Genomic DNA, 14,633 nt, shown 5'->3' on the forward strand with positions numbered 1-14,633 from the left:
AATCATGAGCACAATCGAAATCAAAGTACCGGACATCGGCGGATTCAAAGGCGTGGCTGTCATCGAGATCGCAGTCAAAGCTGGCGAGACTGTCGAAGCCGAACAATCGCTGATCACGCTGGAGACTGACAAAGCCACTATGGATGTGCCGTCACCCGCCGCTGGCGTAGTGAAGGAGCTGAGGGTCAAACTTGGCGACAAGGTCAGCGAAGGCTCTGTGATCCTGCTACTGGAAAGCAGCGCTGCCGCGCCGGCACCGGCAAAAGCAGCACCAGCCCCTCAAGCCGCCACACCTGTCGCTGCACCACAAGTTGCTCCGACACCTGCGGCGGCTGTCGCCAAAGGCGACATCCACGCTGAAGTCGTGGTGCTCGGTGCCGGTCCCGGCGGCTACACCGCCGCTTTCCGCGCCGCCGACCTCGGCAAGCAAGTGGTGCTGATCGAGAAACATGCCTCGCTCGGCGGTGTATGTCTGAACGTCGGCTGCATCCCGTCCAAGGCGCTGCTGCATGTCGCCAAGGTAATCAACGAAGCTGAGGAAGTCAGCCACCACGGCGTGACTTTCGGCAAGCCGAAGATCGACATCGACCAGATCCGCACATGGAAAGAAAGCGTGATCGGCAAGCTCACCGGCGGCCTCGCCGGTTTGGCCAAGCAGCGCAAGGTGCAAGTGGTACGCGGTATCGCCAAGTTCACTTCGCCCAACTCCATCGCCGTGCAAACCGAGGAAGGCGAGAAGATCGTCACCTTCGACAACGCCATCGTCGCGGCAGGTTCCAGCGTGGCGCGCATCCCCGGCTTCCCCTACGACGACGAACGCATCATCGACTCCACCGGCGCACTCGCGCTGAAGGATGTACCCAAACGCATGCTGGTGATCGGCGGCGGCATCATCGGCCTGGAGATGGCGACCGTGTATGAAGCACTGGGCGCGAAGATATCGGTGGTCGAATTGATGGATCAAATCATGCCCGGCGCTGACAAGGACATGATCAAGCCGTTGCACACACGCATCGCCAAGCGCTACGAAGCCATCATGCTGAAGACCAAAGTGACCAAGATCGAGGCAGAGAAGAAAGGCCTGAAGGTCACCTTCGAAGGCGAACAGGCACCCGCCGAGCCGCAGTTGTATGACAAGGTGCTGATGGCCGTGGGCCGCCGTCCGAATGGACGCGAGATCAACGCCGAAGCGGCAGGGCTCGTCGTCAACGAGCGCGGCTTCATCCCGGTGGACAAGCAGATGCGCACCAACGTGCCGCACATCTTCGCCATCGGCGACATCGTGGGCGACCCGATGCTGGCGCACAAGGCGGTGCATGAAGGCAAAGTGGCGGCGGAGAACATCGCCGGACATAAAGCCTTCTTCGAACCGCTCACCATCCCGTCCGTTGCCTACACCGATCCGGAGATCGCCTGGATGGGCCTGACCGAAACACAGGCCAAGGCGCAGGGCGTCGAATACGAGAAGGCATCCTTCCCGTGGGCCGCTTCCGGCCGCGCGCTGTCCATCGCGCGCGAAGAGGGTTCGACCAAGGTATTGCTCGACCCCAAGACCCGCCGCATCCTCGGCATGGGCATCGTCGGCGTCAACGCGGGCGAGCTGATCGCCGAAGGGGTACTGGCACTGGAGATGGGCGCGGACATGGAAGACATCGGTCTCACCATCCATCCGCACCCGACCCTGTCGGAAACCTTGTGCTTCGCCGCCGAAATGGCGGAAGGCACGATCACCGACCTGTTGCCGCCAAGAAAGAAATGATCGTACGCGCCCTGCTGCTCGGCATGCTCACACTTGGCATGCCGGCCGCAGCGTTCAATCTGGATGATCTTAAGTCCAAGCTGGACGGACTGAAGCAATCCAACTCAGCACCGTCCACTTCCCAGCCAACCGGACTGGATGCCTACTCGCCACAGCAGCAGGCCGAGAGTCTCAAACAAGCGCTCACCCAAGGGGCGGAATCCGCCGTCAAGGATCTGGCGCGCGTGGACGGCTATCTGGGCAATCCAAAAGTGCGCATCCCGCTACCGGAGAATCTGCAGAAGGCAGACAGCGCCCTGCGCAAGGTCGGCATGGGCAAGTATGCAGATGAGTTCGTCACCTCGATGAACCGCGCTGCCGAGGCCGCCGTACCGGAAGCCAGGGCGCTGTTGGTCGCAGCAGTGAAGAACATGACCGTGAACGATGCCAGGAACATCCTGCTCGGCGACGACGATGCGGCTACGCAATACTTCCGCCGCAACACCGAAACCGCGCTGGGTACCCGATTCAAACCTGTCGTGGCGGACTCCATGCAAAAGGTCCGTCTTGCCCGGACTTACGACCGGTTTGCGGGACAGGGCATCAAGCTCGGACTGGTCAAGGAAAAGGATGCGCACCTTGACGACTACATCACCCACAAAGCGTTGGACGGACTCTATCTGCTCATCGCGGAACAAGAAAAAGAGATTCGCGCCCATCCACTGCAAGCCACCGGCGATCTGGCCAAAAAGATATTCTCCGCCCTGCGTCCGTGATGACCACAACCAGACTGCATCTGGCGAACAACGACCTTTCAATCAACGGTTCGCCTGCGTGATCTGCCTCGCCAAATAGATGGATACGCTCGCCACCTACCTTTCCAGTGACATCAGCCTGTGGGGCCTGTTCATCTCCAGCCTGCTGGCCGCAACCTTGCTGCTCGGCGGTTCCGAAGCGGTACTGTTCGGCATCCTGAAACTGCACCCGGAGCTGTTCTGGCCCGCCCTTCTGGTCGGCACGCTGGGCAACACGATAGGCGGCATGATCTCGTTCGGCATGGGCTGGCTGTTGCCGCAGACACAGCAACTCAAGCACGTAGAAAAAGTAAGAGCTCACGGCACGCCCGCATTGCTGCTCGCATGGGTGCCGTTGATCGGCGATGCGTTGTGTGTGGCTGCAGGTTGGTTGCGACTGAATCCCTGGCACGCAGCGCTATTCATGCTGCTGGGGAAATTCGCGCGTTATCTGGTGATCGCGTTGACCGCTTGAGTCACTATTTTAGCTTGCGCTCTATAGAAGCCTGAGTCGACAACACGATGTCATGCAGCGGGCCGCCCAACTCTGCCGCGCGCTGCACGAACACCAGCGCCTCCTCATCGTGCCCCATATCTGAAAGTGTCTGCGCCAGATTGTTCAGCGCAGCGACCGAATCCGGATGCGCCGTAACAGCCGCCCTGAACTCGGCCTCGGCCTCATCCATGCGCTTCATCAAATAGGCGATATTTCCCAGTCCGATACTGACACCCAGACTATCCGGCCAGCGCTTCTTGGCAGAAAGATAGGCCAGACGAGAGGCGGGCAGTTGCCCAACCTTGCCGAATGCATTCACTGCAGCAACGTAACGAGATTCCGTTGCAGTATAGGGCACCTTCTCCGGCGGCATAGCGACCATCGCCCAGTGCGCACTGCGCGCCCAGGTGTTTTCGAATGCAACAAGCGATATGCGCTGATCACGCTCGCGCCCGGAACGCAGAATAACTTCCTTCTTATTCAGGTCGTAACCGATGACCACCGCGTAATGCCAGACCGGATACCAATCCAGCGCAAGGTTCTGCAACACCACCACCGGCGTGCCGCGCGCGACCTCTTCCAACACCTCGCCCAGCACCGGCGACATCTGATATGCCACCAGACCGTGACGCCGCGTCGCACCCATCATCTCGACTTGCAATGAACCTTCACGCCCCGGCAGATAGACCTCCGGTTTGAGCACTTCCGGATCGACCGCCAAACCTGCATGTTTCATGACCATCGCCAGTGCAGCTGGTCCGCACTGGTAATCTTCCTGTGCAAAGAAGGGCACTTCGGATAACTCGATCTGACGCGGCAATGCCGCAGCCATATCTTCGGACAAAGCTGCCGGAGGCGGCAGTGTCCTGCACCCCCCCAGCATTAGAAGGAATATGCCAGCCATCAGGCTGGCATAAGCTCTGGACATCGCTGATCAGCGTACCGAGCGTGTGAACGGGAATATCTTGGTGAAGCCGAGGATGTCGGTCACCAGCAGTATGATAAAGATGAATACTGCCGTACCAAGGATGTCACCACCTGCCGGCAACTGGTCCAGCTTGCCTGCGATCTGCATCGCTTCATCGTCGGTCAGCGCATCGACGCGTGCCTGAGCCTGCTCGGTCGTGACGCCGCGCACTTCCAGTTGGGCACGTACATCCTCTCGATTCACCAACGCCATGATCTTGGCTCGGCCCTGTTCGGCCAATGCATGATCGACCACCACATCGGTCTCCACCATCGCGGCATTCGCTGTCAACGGCATCGCCATGCACGTCATGAGCACGATCATCACACGGCTGGTCCAACGCATGAAACTGGAATCTTGCATCGTCATCTTGAATCCTCCTTACAGGTTGAAGAACGGCATCTACTAAAATGGTCGCGACAAAGCTGAAGTTGCCGCGGAGCCATACTATCAGGCGCTCATCCGCTTCCGCAATGACTAACTTGAGCCGGTCAATCCGCGTAGCCGATATCGCGCAAAGCTTCAAAGATCTTAGTGGCAAGCACTGCATGTCCGTCCGCGTTCGGATGGATCTGGTCGCCCTTGAGCAAAGGATCGGACAGCACCTCGGCGATGGCATCCTCGATCAGCGGCACCTGATGTGAGCCCGCCACCCGGCCATAGAATTCAGGCGCGGAGAGATTGCGCAACACGGCGCCGGCAAGACTGGGTTGCGGCGTCGCCACCATCACCACCTGCGCCCCTTCCGCCCTGCTCTTCACCACCAGGTGCGCCAGATTCTCTTCCAGTTGTTGCACCGGCAAGCGGCGCAGCATGTCGTTACCGCCCAATGTCAGCAATACCAACGCGGGCCTGTGTTCTTCGAGCAACGCTGGAAGTCGCTTTAGCGCATCGCCACTGGTGTTGCCGTTCACGCCGCCGTTGATCACCTGCCAGCCGGTACGCTGCGCCAGCAAGGCGGGCCAGGCTTGCTCCGGCGTCACGCCTGCCCCTGCGGTGAGGCTGTCGCCCAAGGCCAACACCACGCTGCCGGACGGCAATGCGGGAAGCTTCTCCGCCTCGCCGCAAGCAGACAGCGTCAACACCAGCGCAAGCAACAGCCAGCGCATCAATGTGTCCCCTTAAGCATCGCCACACCCCACGCCACACCGAAGCCATTCACCTCGCTCGCGACGATGCCCAAGCCGCCTTCGCAACGACTGGACGACAAGTCCACATGCAGCCAGGGCGTGTCGTGCTCGACAAAGCGTTTAAGGAAGCGTGTAGCAAGGATGTGATCGGCGTCGCCGGTCAACGTGCATTGCTTGATATCGGCCACCTTGGAATCAAGTTCCGCTTCGTAGTCTTCATCCTGCGGGAAGGCGCACAGGCGCTCGCCGCTCTGCTTGCCGGTGTTCACCGCGCGCTGCGCCAATTCGTCGCTGCTGGCGAACACGCCGGAATAGCGCGCGCCGAGTGCCGCCGCCATGCTGCCGGTGAGCGTCGCAAAATCGATCATCAGGTCGGGCTTGGCGCGCGAAGCCAGCGTCAAGGTATCGGCCAGCACCATGCGGCCCTCGGCGTCGGTGTGGATGATCTCGATATGCGTGCCATTCAGCGCCTTGACGATGTCGTTCTGCTTGTATGCCTTGGGGCTGATATGGTTCTGCGCGATCGCCAGCCAGCAGTCGATATTCACCGCCAGCTTCTGTTCGCTCACCGCAAGCAGGATGCCGAGCGACACGGCCGAACCATTCATGTCCTCGTGCATGTTGTGCATGTAGCGCGACGGCTTCAGGTTGTGGCCGCCGGTATCGAAGCAGATGCCCTTGCCCACCAGCGCCACGGTCTGTTTCGCCTTCGGATGCTTGTAAGTCAGATGCACGATGGCCGCATCTTCCGGGTCGCTCCCCTGCGCCACCGCGACGAATGCCCCCGCCCCCAGTTTGCGCAACTTGGGCATGGTGAACTCTTCATGCTTCCAGCCCTTCTCATGCGCCAGCTTCTTCACCCGCTGTCGATACAGTCCCGGCGTCAATTCGTTCGGGGCAGTTATCGTCAGCTCACGACTCAACAGGTTCCCGTTCGCCTGTGCTCGCAAGGCTTCGAACGGTTTCCTGTCCACCTCACCGACCAAGGTGATCTTCTGCAAAGGCTTGCGCTCATCCTTCTTCTTGCGCATCGGCAGCAAGGCGCTATTCACCCATGCGCCGTACACTGCCAATTCGGCAGCACGTTGCGCGGTCGCGCCGGACACATGGATCGCCAGCGCCTTCGGCTGCTCGTCCAGCAGCAACTGCAAAGCCTTGCGCACCAGTACCTGCTGCGCGAACGCGTCTTTCTCCACATCCAGCATCGCCCACGCCACCAGCGTGCCGTCCACCGCGTTCGCCGCCACCGGCGATTTCGCCAGCTCCTCCGCCTTCATGTCGCGGCGCTTGAGCACTGCGGCGAGCAGATCGCCGTGCGGCGCGTCTTTGGGCAGGCTCTTGTTCTTGGGTAGCAGCACCAGCAAGTGAGTAGTGGCGGGCAGAGTCTTGGATAGGGTCAGTTGTGCTAGCATTGCGGCCTCGAATTTAGTCAATGAACGCCGCGATTATACGGGCTACCCCATGCGCCAATACCTCGACTTGATGCAACACGTGCTGGACCACGGCACCACCAAATCCGACCGCACCGGCACCGGCACCACCAGCGTGTTCGGCTACCAGATGCGCTTCGACCTCTCGCAGGGCTTTCCGCTGGTCACCACCAAGAAGTGCCACCTGAAATCCATCGTGCATGAGTTGCTGTGGTTCCTGCAGGGCAGCACCAACACCAAGTACCTCAAGGACAACGGCGTCAGCATCTGGGACGAGTGGGCGGACGAGAACGGCAACCTCGGCCCGGTGTATGGCAAACAGTGGCGCTCGTGGGAGGCTGTCGATGGCCGCGTGATCGACCAGATCAAGATCGCCGTCGATCAGCTCAAGAACAATCCCGATTCGCGCCGCATCATCGTCTCGGCCTGGAACGTCGGCGAGCTGGACAAGATGGCGCTCGCGCCTTGCCATGCCTTTTTCCAGTTCTATGTTGCGGACGGCAATCTCTCTTGCCAGTTGTACCAGCGCAGCGCCGACATCTTCCTCGGCGTGCCGTTCAACATCGCCTCGTATGCATTGTTGACCATGATGATGGCGCAAGTGTGCGGCCTGAAGTACGGCGATTTCGTGCATACCTTCGGCGATGCGCACCTTTATTCCAACCACATGGAACAGACCGCGCTGCAACTGTCGCGTGAGCCGCGTGCGCTGCCGACCATGAAGATCAACCCGGAGGTGAAAGACATCTTCGGCTTCAAGTTCGAGGACTTCACTTTAGAGGGATACGACCCTCACCCTGCAATCAAGGCCCCCGTCGCTGTATGAGCGTTTCCCTGATCGTCGCCATGGCGCAGAACCGCACCATCGGCGTGAACAACACGCTGCCATGGCGCTGCCCGGAAGATCTCAAGCATTTCAAGGCGCTGACCATGGGGCATCACATGATCATGGGGCGCAAGACCTTCGATTCCATCGGCAAGCCCTTGCCGGGGCGCACCACGGTGATCGTCACACGCAATGACGCGCTGAAAGTGGAAGGCTGTCTCATCGCGCACTCGCTGCCGGATGCGATCAAGCTGAGTACAAACGATGATGAGGTCTTCATCGTCGGCGGTGCGGAGATCTACGCACAGGCATTGCCACTGGCGGACACCTTGTACATCACCGAGATCCAGCAGGATGTGGACGGCGATGCGCACTTCCCCGCGTTCAACCGGAACGCATGGCAGGAGACTGCACGCGAGGTGCGCAACCAGACCGAACCGCAGGCACTGCAATACCACTTCATCACTTACCGGCGACGATAGTCGACAAGCTTTTCTTCAACGGCCCGCCTCATGCGGGCTGTTTTGTTTTTGCCCCTAATTTTCAACTATTTACCAGCCTCCCTCTAAAACCACAAAACCCTCTTTGTCGACATAAGTAAAACTTACTTGCCATTAATTGCAGTTTTGGTGCTAGCATTTGCGCACTTTGTCGACAATCTGAGGTCGTCCATGCCATCCAGCCTTACCCAGCAAAGCACTCTGGCCGATCAGGCCACCCATCGCTTGGCGCACAGCATCGTGACCGGTGAACTGGCGCAAGGGCAGAAACTGAACGAAGCCGAACTGGCCGAACGTTACGGCATGGGGCGCGGTCCGCTGCGCGAGGCCTTGCGTCATCTCGAAGGCATGCGGCTGGTGAAACGCACGCCGAATGCCGGTGCGCGCGTGGTGGTGCTGGATCGCAAGATGTTGGCCGACCTGTATGGCGTGCGTGAAGCGCTGGAAGGCATGGCCTGCCGCCTCGCCGCCGCACAGATGAGCGACGACGAGATCGCGCAGTTGGGCGCCCTGCTCGACAAGCACGAAGCGCAGATCGCCAAACAGGGCGGCAAGGTCTACGCGCAGAGCGAGGGCGACCTCGATTTCCATTTCCAGATCGCGCGCGGTAGCCGCAACCACATGCTGATGGACCTGCTGGGCAGCGAGCAATACCAGTTGCTGCGCATGTGCCGCCACCGCACCAGCCGCCTCGCCCAACGCACCCTGCCCGCCCTGCACCAGCACCGCCAGATCGTGGAGGCGCTGGCGAACCGAGACGGCGAACTGGCCGAGATGCTGATGCGCCGCCACATCCACGGCGCGTGGCGCAGCATCAGCGAGATCATTGATAAAGAGGAGCAAGTCGCATGAACAACACCCCCGGCAACAAACTGCGCCAGGCAGTCGCAGACAATCACCCACTGCAAGTCGTCGGCGCGGTCACAGCCTATTGCGCCATCCTCGCGCAGAAGAGCGGCCACAAAGCGTTATACCTTTCCGGCGGCGGCGTGGCAGCTTCTTCACTGGGCATCCCCGATCTGGGTATCACCACTTTGCATGACGTATGCGAAGACGCGCGCCGCATCACCGCTGCCAGTGACCTGCCCTTGCTGGTCGATATCGACACCGGCTGGGGCGGCGCTTTCAACATCGCGCGTGCCACACGCGAAGTAGCGCAGTCCGGCGCGGCCGGTTTCCACATCGAAGACCAGGTGATGCAAAAACGCTGCGGCCACCGTCCGAACAAAGCCATCGTCAGCCAGCAAGAGATGGTGGATCGCGTGAAGGCGGCAGTGGATGCGCGCGTGGATAGCAGCTTCGTCATCATGGCGCGCACCGATGCGCTGGCCGTGGAAGGCATGAGCTCCGCCATCGACCGCGCCCAAGCCTGCGCCGAAGCCGGAGCCGACATGATCTTCCCCGAAGCGATGACCACGCTGGAGCAATACGCCGAGTTCACCAAGACAGTGAAAGTACCGGTGCTAGCCAACATCACCGAGTTCGGCGCGACGCCGCTATTCACCACCGAGCAACTGGCGGGGGTGGGCGTGAAGCTGGTGCTGTATCCGCTATCTGCCTACCGCGCCATGAGTCAGGCGGCTTTGAATGTGTACCAGCACATCCTCGCCGACGGCACGCAGCAGAACGTAGTGGACACCATGCAGACGCGCATGGACCTTTATGACTATCTCGGTTACCACGCCTACGAGCAACAGCTCGACCGCCTGTTCGCCGAGAAGGGTGCAGATTAACTACCAAGCAAGGGAGCAAGTGATGACTGAAGAGACCACCTTACCCAAACCAAAAAAATCCGTCGCACTGTCCGGCACTGTCGCGGGCAACACCGCCGTGTGCACCGTGGGCCGCACCGGCAACGACCTGCACTATCGCGGCTATGACATCCTCGACTTCGCCGAGCAGGCAGAGTTCGAAGAGATCGCCCATCTGCTGATCCACGGCACACTGCCGAACGCTACCGAACTCGCGGCCTACAAGGCCAGACTACGCACACTGCGCGGCCTGCCCCAAGCCGTCAAACAGGCACTCGAAGCACTCCCCCCCGGTGCGCATCCGATGGATGTGATGCGCACCGGGTGCTCGGTGCTGGGTACGCTGGAACAGGAATCCCCGTCACACGATCCAGAACAAACCAAACAGATCCTAGACCGCCTGATGGCGAGCTTCGGTTCCATGCTGGTGTACTGGTATCACTTCAGCCACAACGGCAAACGCATCGAAGTCGAGACCGATGACGATTCCATCGGCGGACACTTCCTGCATCTGCTGCACGGCAAACCAGCCAAGGCATCGTGGGTACGTGCGATGCACACCTCGCTCATCTTGTACGCCGAGCATGAGTTCAACGCATCGACCTTCACCGCACGCGTGATCGCAGGCACCAACTCAGATATCTATTCCTGCATCACCGGTGCCATCGGCGCGCTGCGCGGACCGAAGCATGGCGGCGCGAACGAGGAAGCGTTCCGCATCCAGAGCCGTTACAAGAGTGCAGATGAAGCCGAGGCCGATATCCGCGAACGCGTAGGTCGCAAGGAGATCGTCATCGGCTTCGGCCATCCGGTGTACACCATCTCCGATCCGCGCAACGAAGTGATCAAACGCGTGGCAAAACAACTTTCGGAAGAGAACGGCGACACGCTGATGTTCGACGTCGCCGCGCGACTGGAAACGACCATGTGGGACTTGAAGAAGATGTTCCCCAACCTCGACTGGTTCTCTGCCGTGTCCTACAACCAGATGGGTGTACCGACCGAGATGTTCACACCGCTGTTCGTCATCGCACGCGTCACCGGTTGGGGTGCGCACGTGATGGAACAACGCGCCGACGGCAAGATCATCCGCCCGAGCGCGAACTATGTCGGACCGGAGAATCTGCAATGGGTGCCATTGGCTAACCGCGGCTGAGTAACGCAAAGGACATCATGAACACCGAATACCGCAAGCCATTAGCCGGAACCACGCTGGACTACTTCGACACACAAGCTGCAGTCGAAGCCATCCAGCCCGGCGCCTATGCCAAGCTGCCCTACACTTCCAAGGTGCTGGCAGAACAACTGGTGCGCCGCTGCGAACCGAATGAACTGACTGATGCACTGAAACAGTTGATCGAACGCAAACGAGATCTGGATTTCCCGTGGTATCCGGCGCGCGTGGTGTGCCATGACATCCTCGGCCAGACCGCACTGGTTGATCTCGCCGGTCTGCGTGATGCGATCGCCGATCAGGGCGGTGACCCTGCCTTGGTCAACCCGGTCGTACCGACCCAGTTGATCGTCGACCACTCGCTGGCCGTGGAAGCAGCCGGTTTCGACCCCGATGCGTTCCGCAAGAATCGCGACATCGAAGACCGCCGCAACGAAGACCGCTTCCACTTCATCGAGTGGACCAAGACCGCGTTCAAGAACGTGGACGTGATCCCTGCCGGTAACGGCATCATGCATCAGATCAATCTCGAGAAGATGTCGCCGGTGATCCAGACGCGCGACGGAGTCGCCTTCCCCGACACCTGCGTGGGCACCGACTCGCACACCCCGCACGTCGATGCGCTCGGCGTGATCGCCATCGGTGTCGGTGGTCTGGAAGCCGAGACCGTCATGCTGGGTCTGCCTTCCATGATGCGTCTGCCGGACATCGTCGGCGTGAAGCTGGTCGGCAAGCGTCAACCCGGCATCACCGCCACCGACATCGTGCTGGCGCTAACCGAGTTTCTGCGCAAGGAAAAAGTGGTCGGTGCCTGGGTCGAATTCTTCGGCGCGGGCGCGGACAGTCTCAGCATCGGCGACCGCGCGACCATCTCCAACATGTGCCCGGAGTATGGTGGGACGGCGGCGATGTTCTACATCGACAAACAAACTATCGACTACCTGAAGCTGACCGGACGCGAGCCGGAACAAGTTGCGCTCGTGGAAAACTACGCGAAGACCACCGGGCTGTGGGCAGAGCAGATGATTGCCGCCGAATACGAGCGCGTGCTGGAATTCGATCTGTCCAGCGTGGTGCGCAACATGGCAGGGCCCTCCAATCCGCACCGCCGTCTGCCGACGTCCGCACTGCACGAGCGCGGCATCGCCGACGAAGCGAAGCTGGCAGCTGGCAAGACCGAAGAAGCCAAAGGTCTGATGCCGGATGGCGCAGTCATCATCGCTGCCATCACTTCCTGCACCAACACGTCCAACCCGCGCAACGTGGTTGCCGCTGCACTGCTGGCGAAGAAGGCCAACGCGCTTGGCTTGATCCGCAAGCCCTGGGTCAAGACTTCTTTTGCGCCCGGCTCCAAGGTTGCCGAGTTGTACCTGAAAGAAGCGGGCCTTCTGTCGGAGCTGGAGAAACTGGGCTTTGGCATCGTCGGCTTCGCCTGCACCACCTGTAACGGCATGTCCGGCGCACTCGATCCCAAGATCCAGCAGGAGATCATAGACCGCGACCTGTACGCCACCGCCGTGCTCTCCGGCAACCGCAACTTCGACGGTCGTATCCACCCGTATGCGAAGCAGGCATTCCTGGCTTCCCCCCCGCTGGTAGTCGCCTACGCTATCGCGGGTACGGTGCGCTTCGACATCGAGCAGGATGTACTGGGCACCGACAAATCCGGCAAGCCGGTCACACTGAAAGACATCTGGCCTTCCGACGAGGAGATCGACGCGATCGTTGCCGCTTGCGTGAAGCCGGAACAGTTCAAGCAGGTCTACAACCCGATGTTCGATCTGGGCGTGATCGAAGCGGCGAAGAGTCCCTTGTACGACTGGCGTCTGCAGTCCACCTACATCCGTCGTCCGCCGTATTGGGAAGGCGCACTCGCCGGTGAGCGCACCCTGAAAGGCATGCGTCCGCTCGCCGTCTTGCCGGACAACATCACCACCGACCACTTGTCGCCTTCGAACGCGATCCTGCTCGACTCTGCCGCCGGTGAATATCTGGCGAAGATGGGCCTGCCGGAAGAGGACTTCAACTCCTATGCGACGCACCGCGGCGACCACCTCACCGCACAACGCGCCACCTTCGCCAACCCGCAACTGGTCAACGAGATGGCCGTGATCAACGGTGAGGTGAAGAAAGGTTCCCTCGCCCGCGTCGAGCCGGACGGCAAGGTCATGCGCATGTGGGAAGCCATCGAGACCTACATGGGTCGCAAGCAGAACCTGATCATCATCGCGGGCGCCGACTACGGTCAGGGCTCGTCGCGCGACTGGGCGGCCAAAGGCGTGCGTCTGGCCGGTGTGGAAGCCATCGTTGCGGAAGGTTTCGAGCGCATCCACCGCACCAACCTGGTCGGCATGGGCGTGCTGCCGCTGGAGTTCAAGACGGGCGATACCCGCAAGACTTACGCCATCGACGGTACTGAAACTTTTGACGTGGAAGGCGACATCGCCCCGCGCGCCAACCTGTCTGTAGTGATGCACCGCAAGAATGGCGAGACGGTGCGCATCCCCGTCACCTGCCGTCTGGATACCGCTGCTGAAGTGCGTGTCTACAACGCGGGCGGCGTGCTGCAACGCTTTGCGCAGGATTTCCTCGAAGGAGCCGCATGATGTCCATCGCACCGCAAATAAAAATCCCCGCCACCTACATGCGCGGCGGCACATCGAAAGGCGTGTTCTTCCGTCTGGAAGATTTGCCGCAAGCGGCACAGGTCCCGGGCAAGGCGCGCGACAAATTGTTCCAGCGCGTGATCGGCAGCCCCGACCCCTACGCCGCACAGATCGACGGCATGGGGGGCGCGACCTCCAGTACCAGCAAGTGCGTGATCCTGTCGAAAAGCACTCGCCCCGGTCATGATGTGGATTACCTCTACGGTCAGGTCTCCATCGACAAGGACTTCGTTGACTGGAGCGGCAACTGCGGCAACCTGTCCACGGGTGCGGGCGCTTTCGCGATCCATGCCGGATATATCGATGCCGCTCGTCTGGTGCAAGATGGCGTCTGCACCGTGCGCATCTGGCAGGCCAACATCAGCAAGACCATCATCGCGCATGTACCGGTCAGCAACGGCCAGGTGCAGGAGACCGGCGACTTCGAACTGGACGGCGTGACCTTCCCGGCTGCGGAGATCGTGCTGGATTTCATCGATCCCTCCGATGACAGCGAAGAAGGTGGCAGCCTGTTCCCGACCGGCAATCTGGTAGACCAACTCGATGTCCCCGGTGTCGGCAGCTTCCCAGCCACCATGATCAGCGCCGGCATCCCGACCGTGTTCGTGAGTGCGGTGGATATCGGCTACACCGGCACCGAATTGCGCGAGGCCATCAATACCGATCCGGCAGCACTGGCGCGTTTCGAGAAGATCCGCGTGGCGGGCGCATTGCGCATGGGTTTGATCAATACTCCTGAAGAAGCCGCAACCCGCCAGCACACCCCGAAGGTCGCCTTCGTCGCACCACCGGTCGACCATGTGTCTTCGAGCGGAAAAACGATCAAAGCATCTGAAGTCGATCTGCTGGTGCGCGCGTTATCCATGGGTAAATTGCACCATGCCATGATGGGCACGGCAGCAGTCGCCATCGGCACAGCCGCGGCGATCCCCGGTACGCTGGTGAATCTGGCGGCGGGCGGCGGTGAACGCGATGTGGTGAAGTTCGGCCATCCATCCGGCACATTGCGAGTCGGTGCAGCCGCCAGCAAGAATGGCGGCGAGTGGAAGGTCGAGAAAGTCACCATGAGCCGCAGCGCGCGCGTGCTGATGGAAGGCTGGGTACGTGTTCCGGGAGACAGTTTTTAGATTCGTTTCAACCGAATAACTTTGCTTGCCCGCA

The 14,633-nt window shown here is 60.6% G+C and carries 14 protein-coding genes; 10 read left to right on the plus strand and 4 right to left on the minus strand.

The features are described 5' to 3' along the window. Positions 1-4 precede the first annotated feature (4 nt). From lpdA to ACYCZ5_RS08050, 3 genes are all read left to right on the plus strand, one after another. Complete coding sequence (gene lpdA, locus ACYCZ5_RS08040; protein WP_461544279.1) at positions 5-1,759, plus strand: dihydrolipoyl dehydrogenase; 1,755 nt, start codon at positions 5-7, stop codon at positions 1,757-1,759. Further along, entirely contained in the window at positions 1,756-2,514 is a 759-nt protein-coding gene (locus tag ACYCZ5_RS08045) for a DUF4197 domain-containing protein (RefSeq protein ID WP_461544280.1), read from the plus strand. Before lpdA ends, ACYCZ5_RS08045 begins: the two co-directional genes overlap by 4 nt. A 79-nt stretch (positions 2,515-2,593) precedes the next feature. After that, positions 2,594-3,007: a YqaA family protein gene (locus ACYCZ5_RS08050; protein ID WP_461544281.1), complete on the plus strand. Its 414-nt coding sequence runs from the start codon at positions 2,594-2,596 to the stop codon at positions 3,005-3,007. Positions 3,008-3,011: 4 nt separating this feature from the next. Here the strand turns inward: ACYCZ5_RS08050 and ACYCZ5_RS08055 are convergent, their stop codons facing one another. The 4 genes from ACYCZ5_RS08055 to ACYCZ5_RS08070 all read right to left on the minus strand — a co-directional run bounded on the left by ACYCZ5_RS08055 (position 3,012) and on the right by ACYCZ5_RS08070 (position 6,537). Further along, positions 3,012-3,956 (minus strand): PA2778 family cysteine peptidase, encoded by a 945-nt coding sequence (locus tag ACYCZ5_RS08055; protein WP_461544282.1) that lies wholly within the window; start codon positions 3,954-3,956, stop codon positions 3,012-3,014. A gap of 6 nt (positions 3,957-3,962) precedes the next feature. After that, positions 3,963-4,364, minus strand: coding sequence for a PA2779 family protein (locus ACYCZ5_RS08060; protein WP_461544283.1), 402 nt, complete (start codon positions 4,362-4,364; stop codon positions 3,963-3,965). 122 nt (positions 4,365-4,486) lie between these two features. Beyond that, complete coding sequence (locus tag ACYCZ5_RS08065) at positions 4,487-5,104, minus strand: arylesterase (RefSeq protein WP_461544284.1); 618 nt, start codon at positions 5,102-5,104, stop codon at positions 4,487-4,489. Beyond that, entirely contained in the window at positions 5,104-6,537 is a 1,434-nt protein-coding gene (locus ACYCZ5_RS08070; protein WP_461544285.1) for a M17 family metallopeptidase, read from the minus strand. Before ACYCZ5_RS08070 ends, ACYCZ5_RS08065 begins: the two co-directional genes overlap by 1 nt. A gap of 49 nt (positions 6,538-6,586) precedes the next feature. Between ACYCZ5_RS08070 and ACYCZ5_RS08075 the strand changes: the two genes are divergently transcribed. The 7 genes from ACYCZ5_RS08075 (at position 6,587) to prpF (ending at position 14,599) form a co-directional block, all read left to right on the plus strand. Further along, on the plus strand, positions 6,587-7,381 hold the full coding sequence (locus ACYCZ5_RS08075; protein WP_461544286.1) for a thymidylate synthase: 795 nt from the start codon (positions 6,587-6,589) through the stop codon (positions 7,379-7,381). Continuing rightward, entirely contained in the window at positions 7,378-7,863 is a 486-nt protein-coding gene (locus tag ACYCZ5_RS08080) for a dihydrofolate reductase (protein ID WP_461544287.1), read from the plus strand. Before ACYCZ5_RS08075 ends, ACYCZ5_RS08080 begins: the two co-directional genes overlap by 4 nt. A gap of 189 nt (positions 7,864-8,052) precedes the next feature. Further along, positions 8,053-8,733, plus strand: a complete 681-nt coding sequence (locus ACYCZ5_RS08085) for a GntR family transcriptional regulator (RefSeq protein ID WP_461544288.1) — start codon at positions 8,053-8,055, stop codon at positions 8,731-8,733. Continuing rightward, positions 8,730-9,614: a methylisocitrate lyase gene (gene prpB, locus ACYCZ5_RS08090; RefSeq protein WP_461544289.1), complete on the plus strand. Its 885-nt coding sequence runs from the start codon at positions 8,730-8,732 to the stop codon at positions 9,612-9,614. Before ACYCZ5_RS08085 ends, prpB begins: the two co-directional genes overlap by 4 nt. 22 nt (positions 9,615-9,636) lie before the next feature. Next, positions 9,637-10,788: a bifunctional 2-methylcitrate synthase/citrate synthase gene (gene prpC / locus ACYCZ5_RS08095; protein ID WP_461544290.1), complete on the plus strand. Its 1,152-nt coding sequence runs from the start codon at positions 9,637-9,639 to the stop codon at positions 10,786-10,788. 17 nt (positions 10,789-10,805) lie between these two features. Next, on the plus strand, positions 10,806-13,412 hold the full coding sequence (acnD, locus tag ACYCZ5_RS08100) for a Fe/S-dependent 2-methylisocitrate dehydratase AcnD (RefSeq protein ID WP_461544291.1): 2,607 nt from the start codon (positions 10,806-10,808) through the stop codon (positions 13,410-13,412). Next, entirely contained in the window at positions 13,409-14,599 is a 1,191-nt protein-coding gene (gene prpF, locus ACYCZ5_RS08105; RefSeq protein ID WP_461544292.1) for a 2-methylaconitate cis-trans isomerase PrpF, read from the plus strand. The genes acnD and prpF overlap by 4 nt, the downstream gene beginning before the upstream one ends. The last annotated feature ends 34 nt before the right edge of the window (positions 14,600-14,633 follow it).

It is taken from the genome of Sideroxydans sp. (assembly GCF_054604835.1).

Bases quoted from the DNA above. Each gene is read 5' to 3' on its own strand.
- lpdA (WP_461544279.1), top strand. From the start codon at position 5: ATGAGCACAATCGAAATCAAAGTACCGGACATCGGCGGATTCAAAGGC.
- ACYCZ5_RS08045 (WP_461544280.1), top strand. From the start codon at position 1,756: ATGATCGTACGCGCCCTGCTGCTCGGCATGCTCACACTTGGCATGCCG.
- ACYCZ5_RS08050 (WP_461544281.1), top strand. From the start codon at position 2,594: ATGGATACGCTCGCCACCTACCTTTCCAGTGACATCAGCCTGTGGGGC.
- ACYCZ5_RS08055 (WP_461544282.1), bottom strand. From the start codon at position 3,956: ATGTCCAGAGCTTATGCCAGCCTGATGGCTGGCATATTCCTTCTAATG.
- ACYCZ5_RS08060 (WP_461544283.1), bottom strand. From the start codon at position 4,364: ATGACGATGCAAGATTCCAGTTTCATGCGTTGGACCAGCCGTGTGATG.
- ACYCZ5_RS08065 (WP_461544284.1), bottom strand. From the start codon at position 5,104: ATGCGCTGGCTGTTGCTTGCGCTGGTGTTGACGCTGTCTGCTTGCGGC.
- ACYCZ5_RS08070 (WP_461544285.1), bottom strand. From the start codon at position 6,537: ATGCTAGCACAACTGACCCTATCCAAGACTCTGCCCGCCACTACTCAC.
- ACYCZ5_RS08075 (WP_461544286.1), top strand. From the start codon at position 6,587: ATGCGCCAATACCTCGACTTGATGCAACACGTGCTGGACCACGGCACC.
- ACYCZ5_RS08080 (WP_461544287.1), top strand. From the start codon at position 7,378: ATGAGCGTTTCCCTGATCGTCGCCATGGCGCAGAACCGCACCATCGGC.
- ACYCZ5_RS08085 (WP_461544288.1), top strand. From the start codon at position 8,053: ATGCCATCCAGCCTTACCCAGCAAAGCACTCTGGCCGATCAGGCCACC.
- prpB (WP_461544289.1), top strand. From the start codon at position 8,730: ATGAACAACACCCCCGGCAACAAACTGCGCCAGGCAGTCGCAGACAAT.
- prpC (WP_461544290.1), top strand. From the start codon at position 9,637: ATGACTGAAGAGACCACCTTACCCAAACCAAAAAAATCCGTCGCACTG.
- acnD (WP_461544291.1), top strand. From the start codon at position 10,806: ATGAACACCGAATACCGCAAGCCATTAGCCGGAACCACGCTGGACTAC.
- prpF (WP_461544292.1), top strand. From the start codon at position 13,409: ATGATGTCCATCGCACCGCAAATAAAAATCCCCGCCACCTACATGCGC.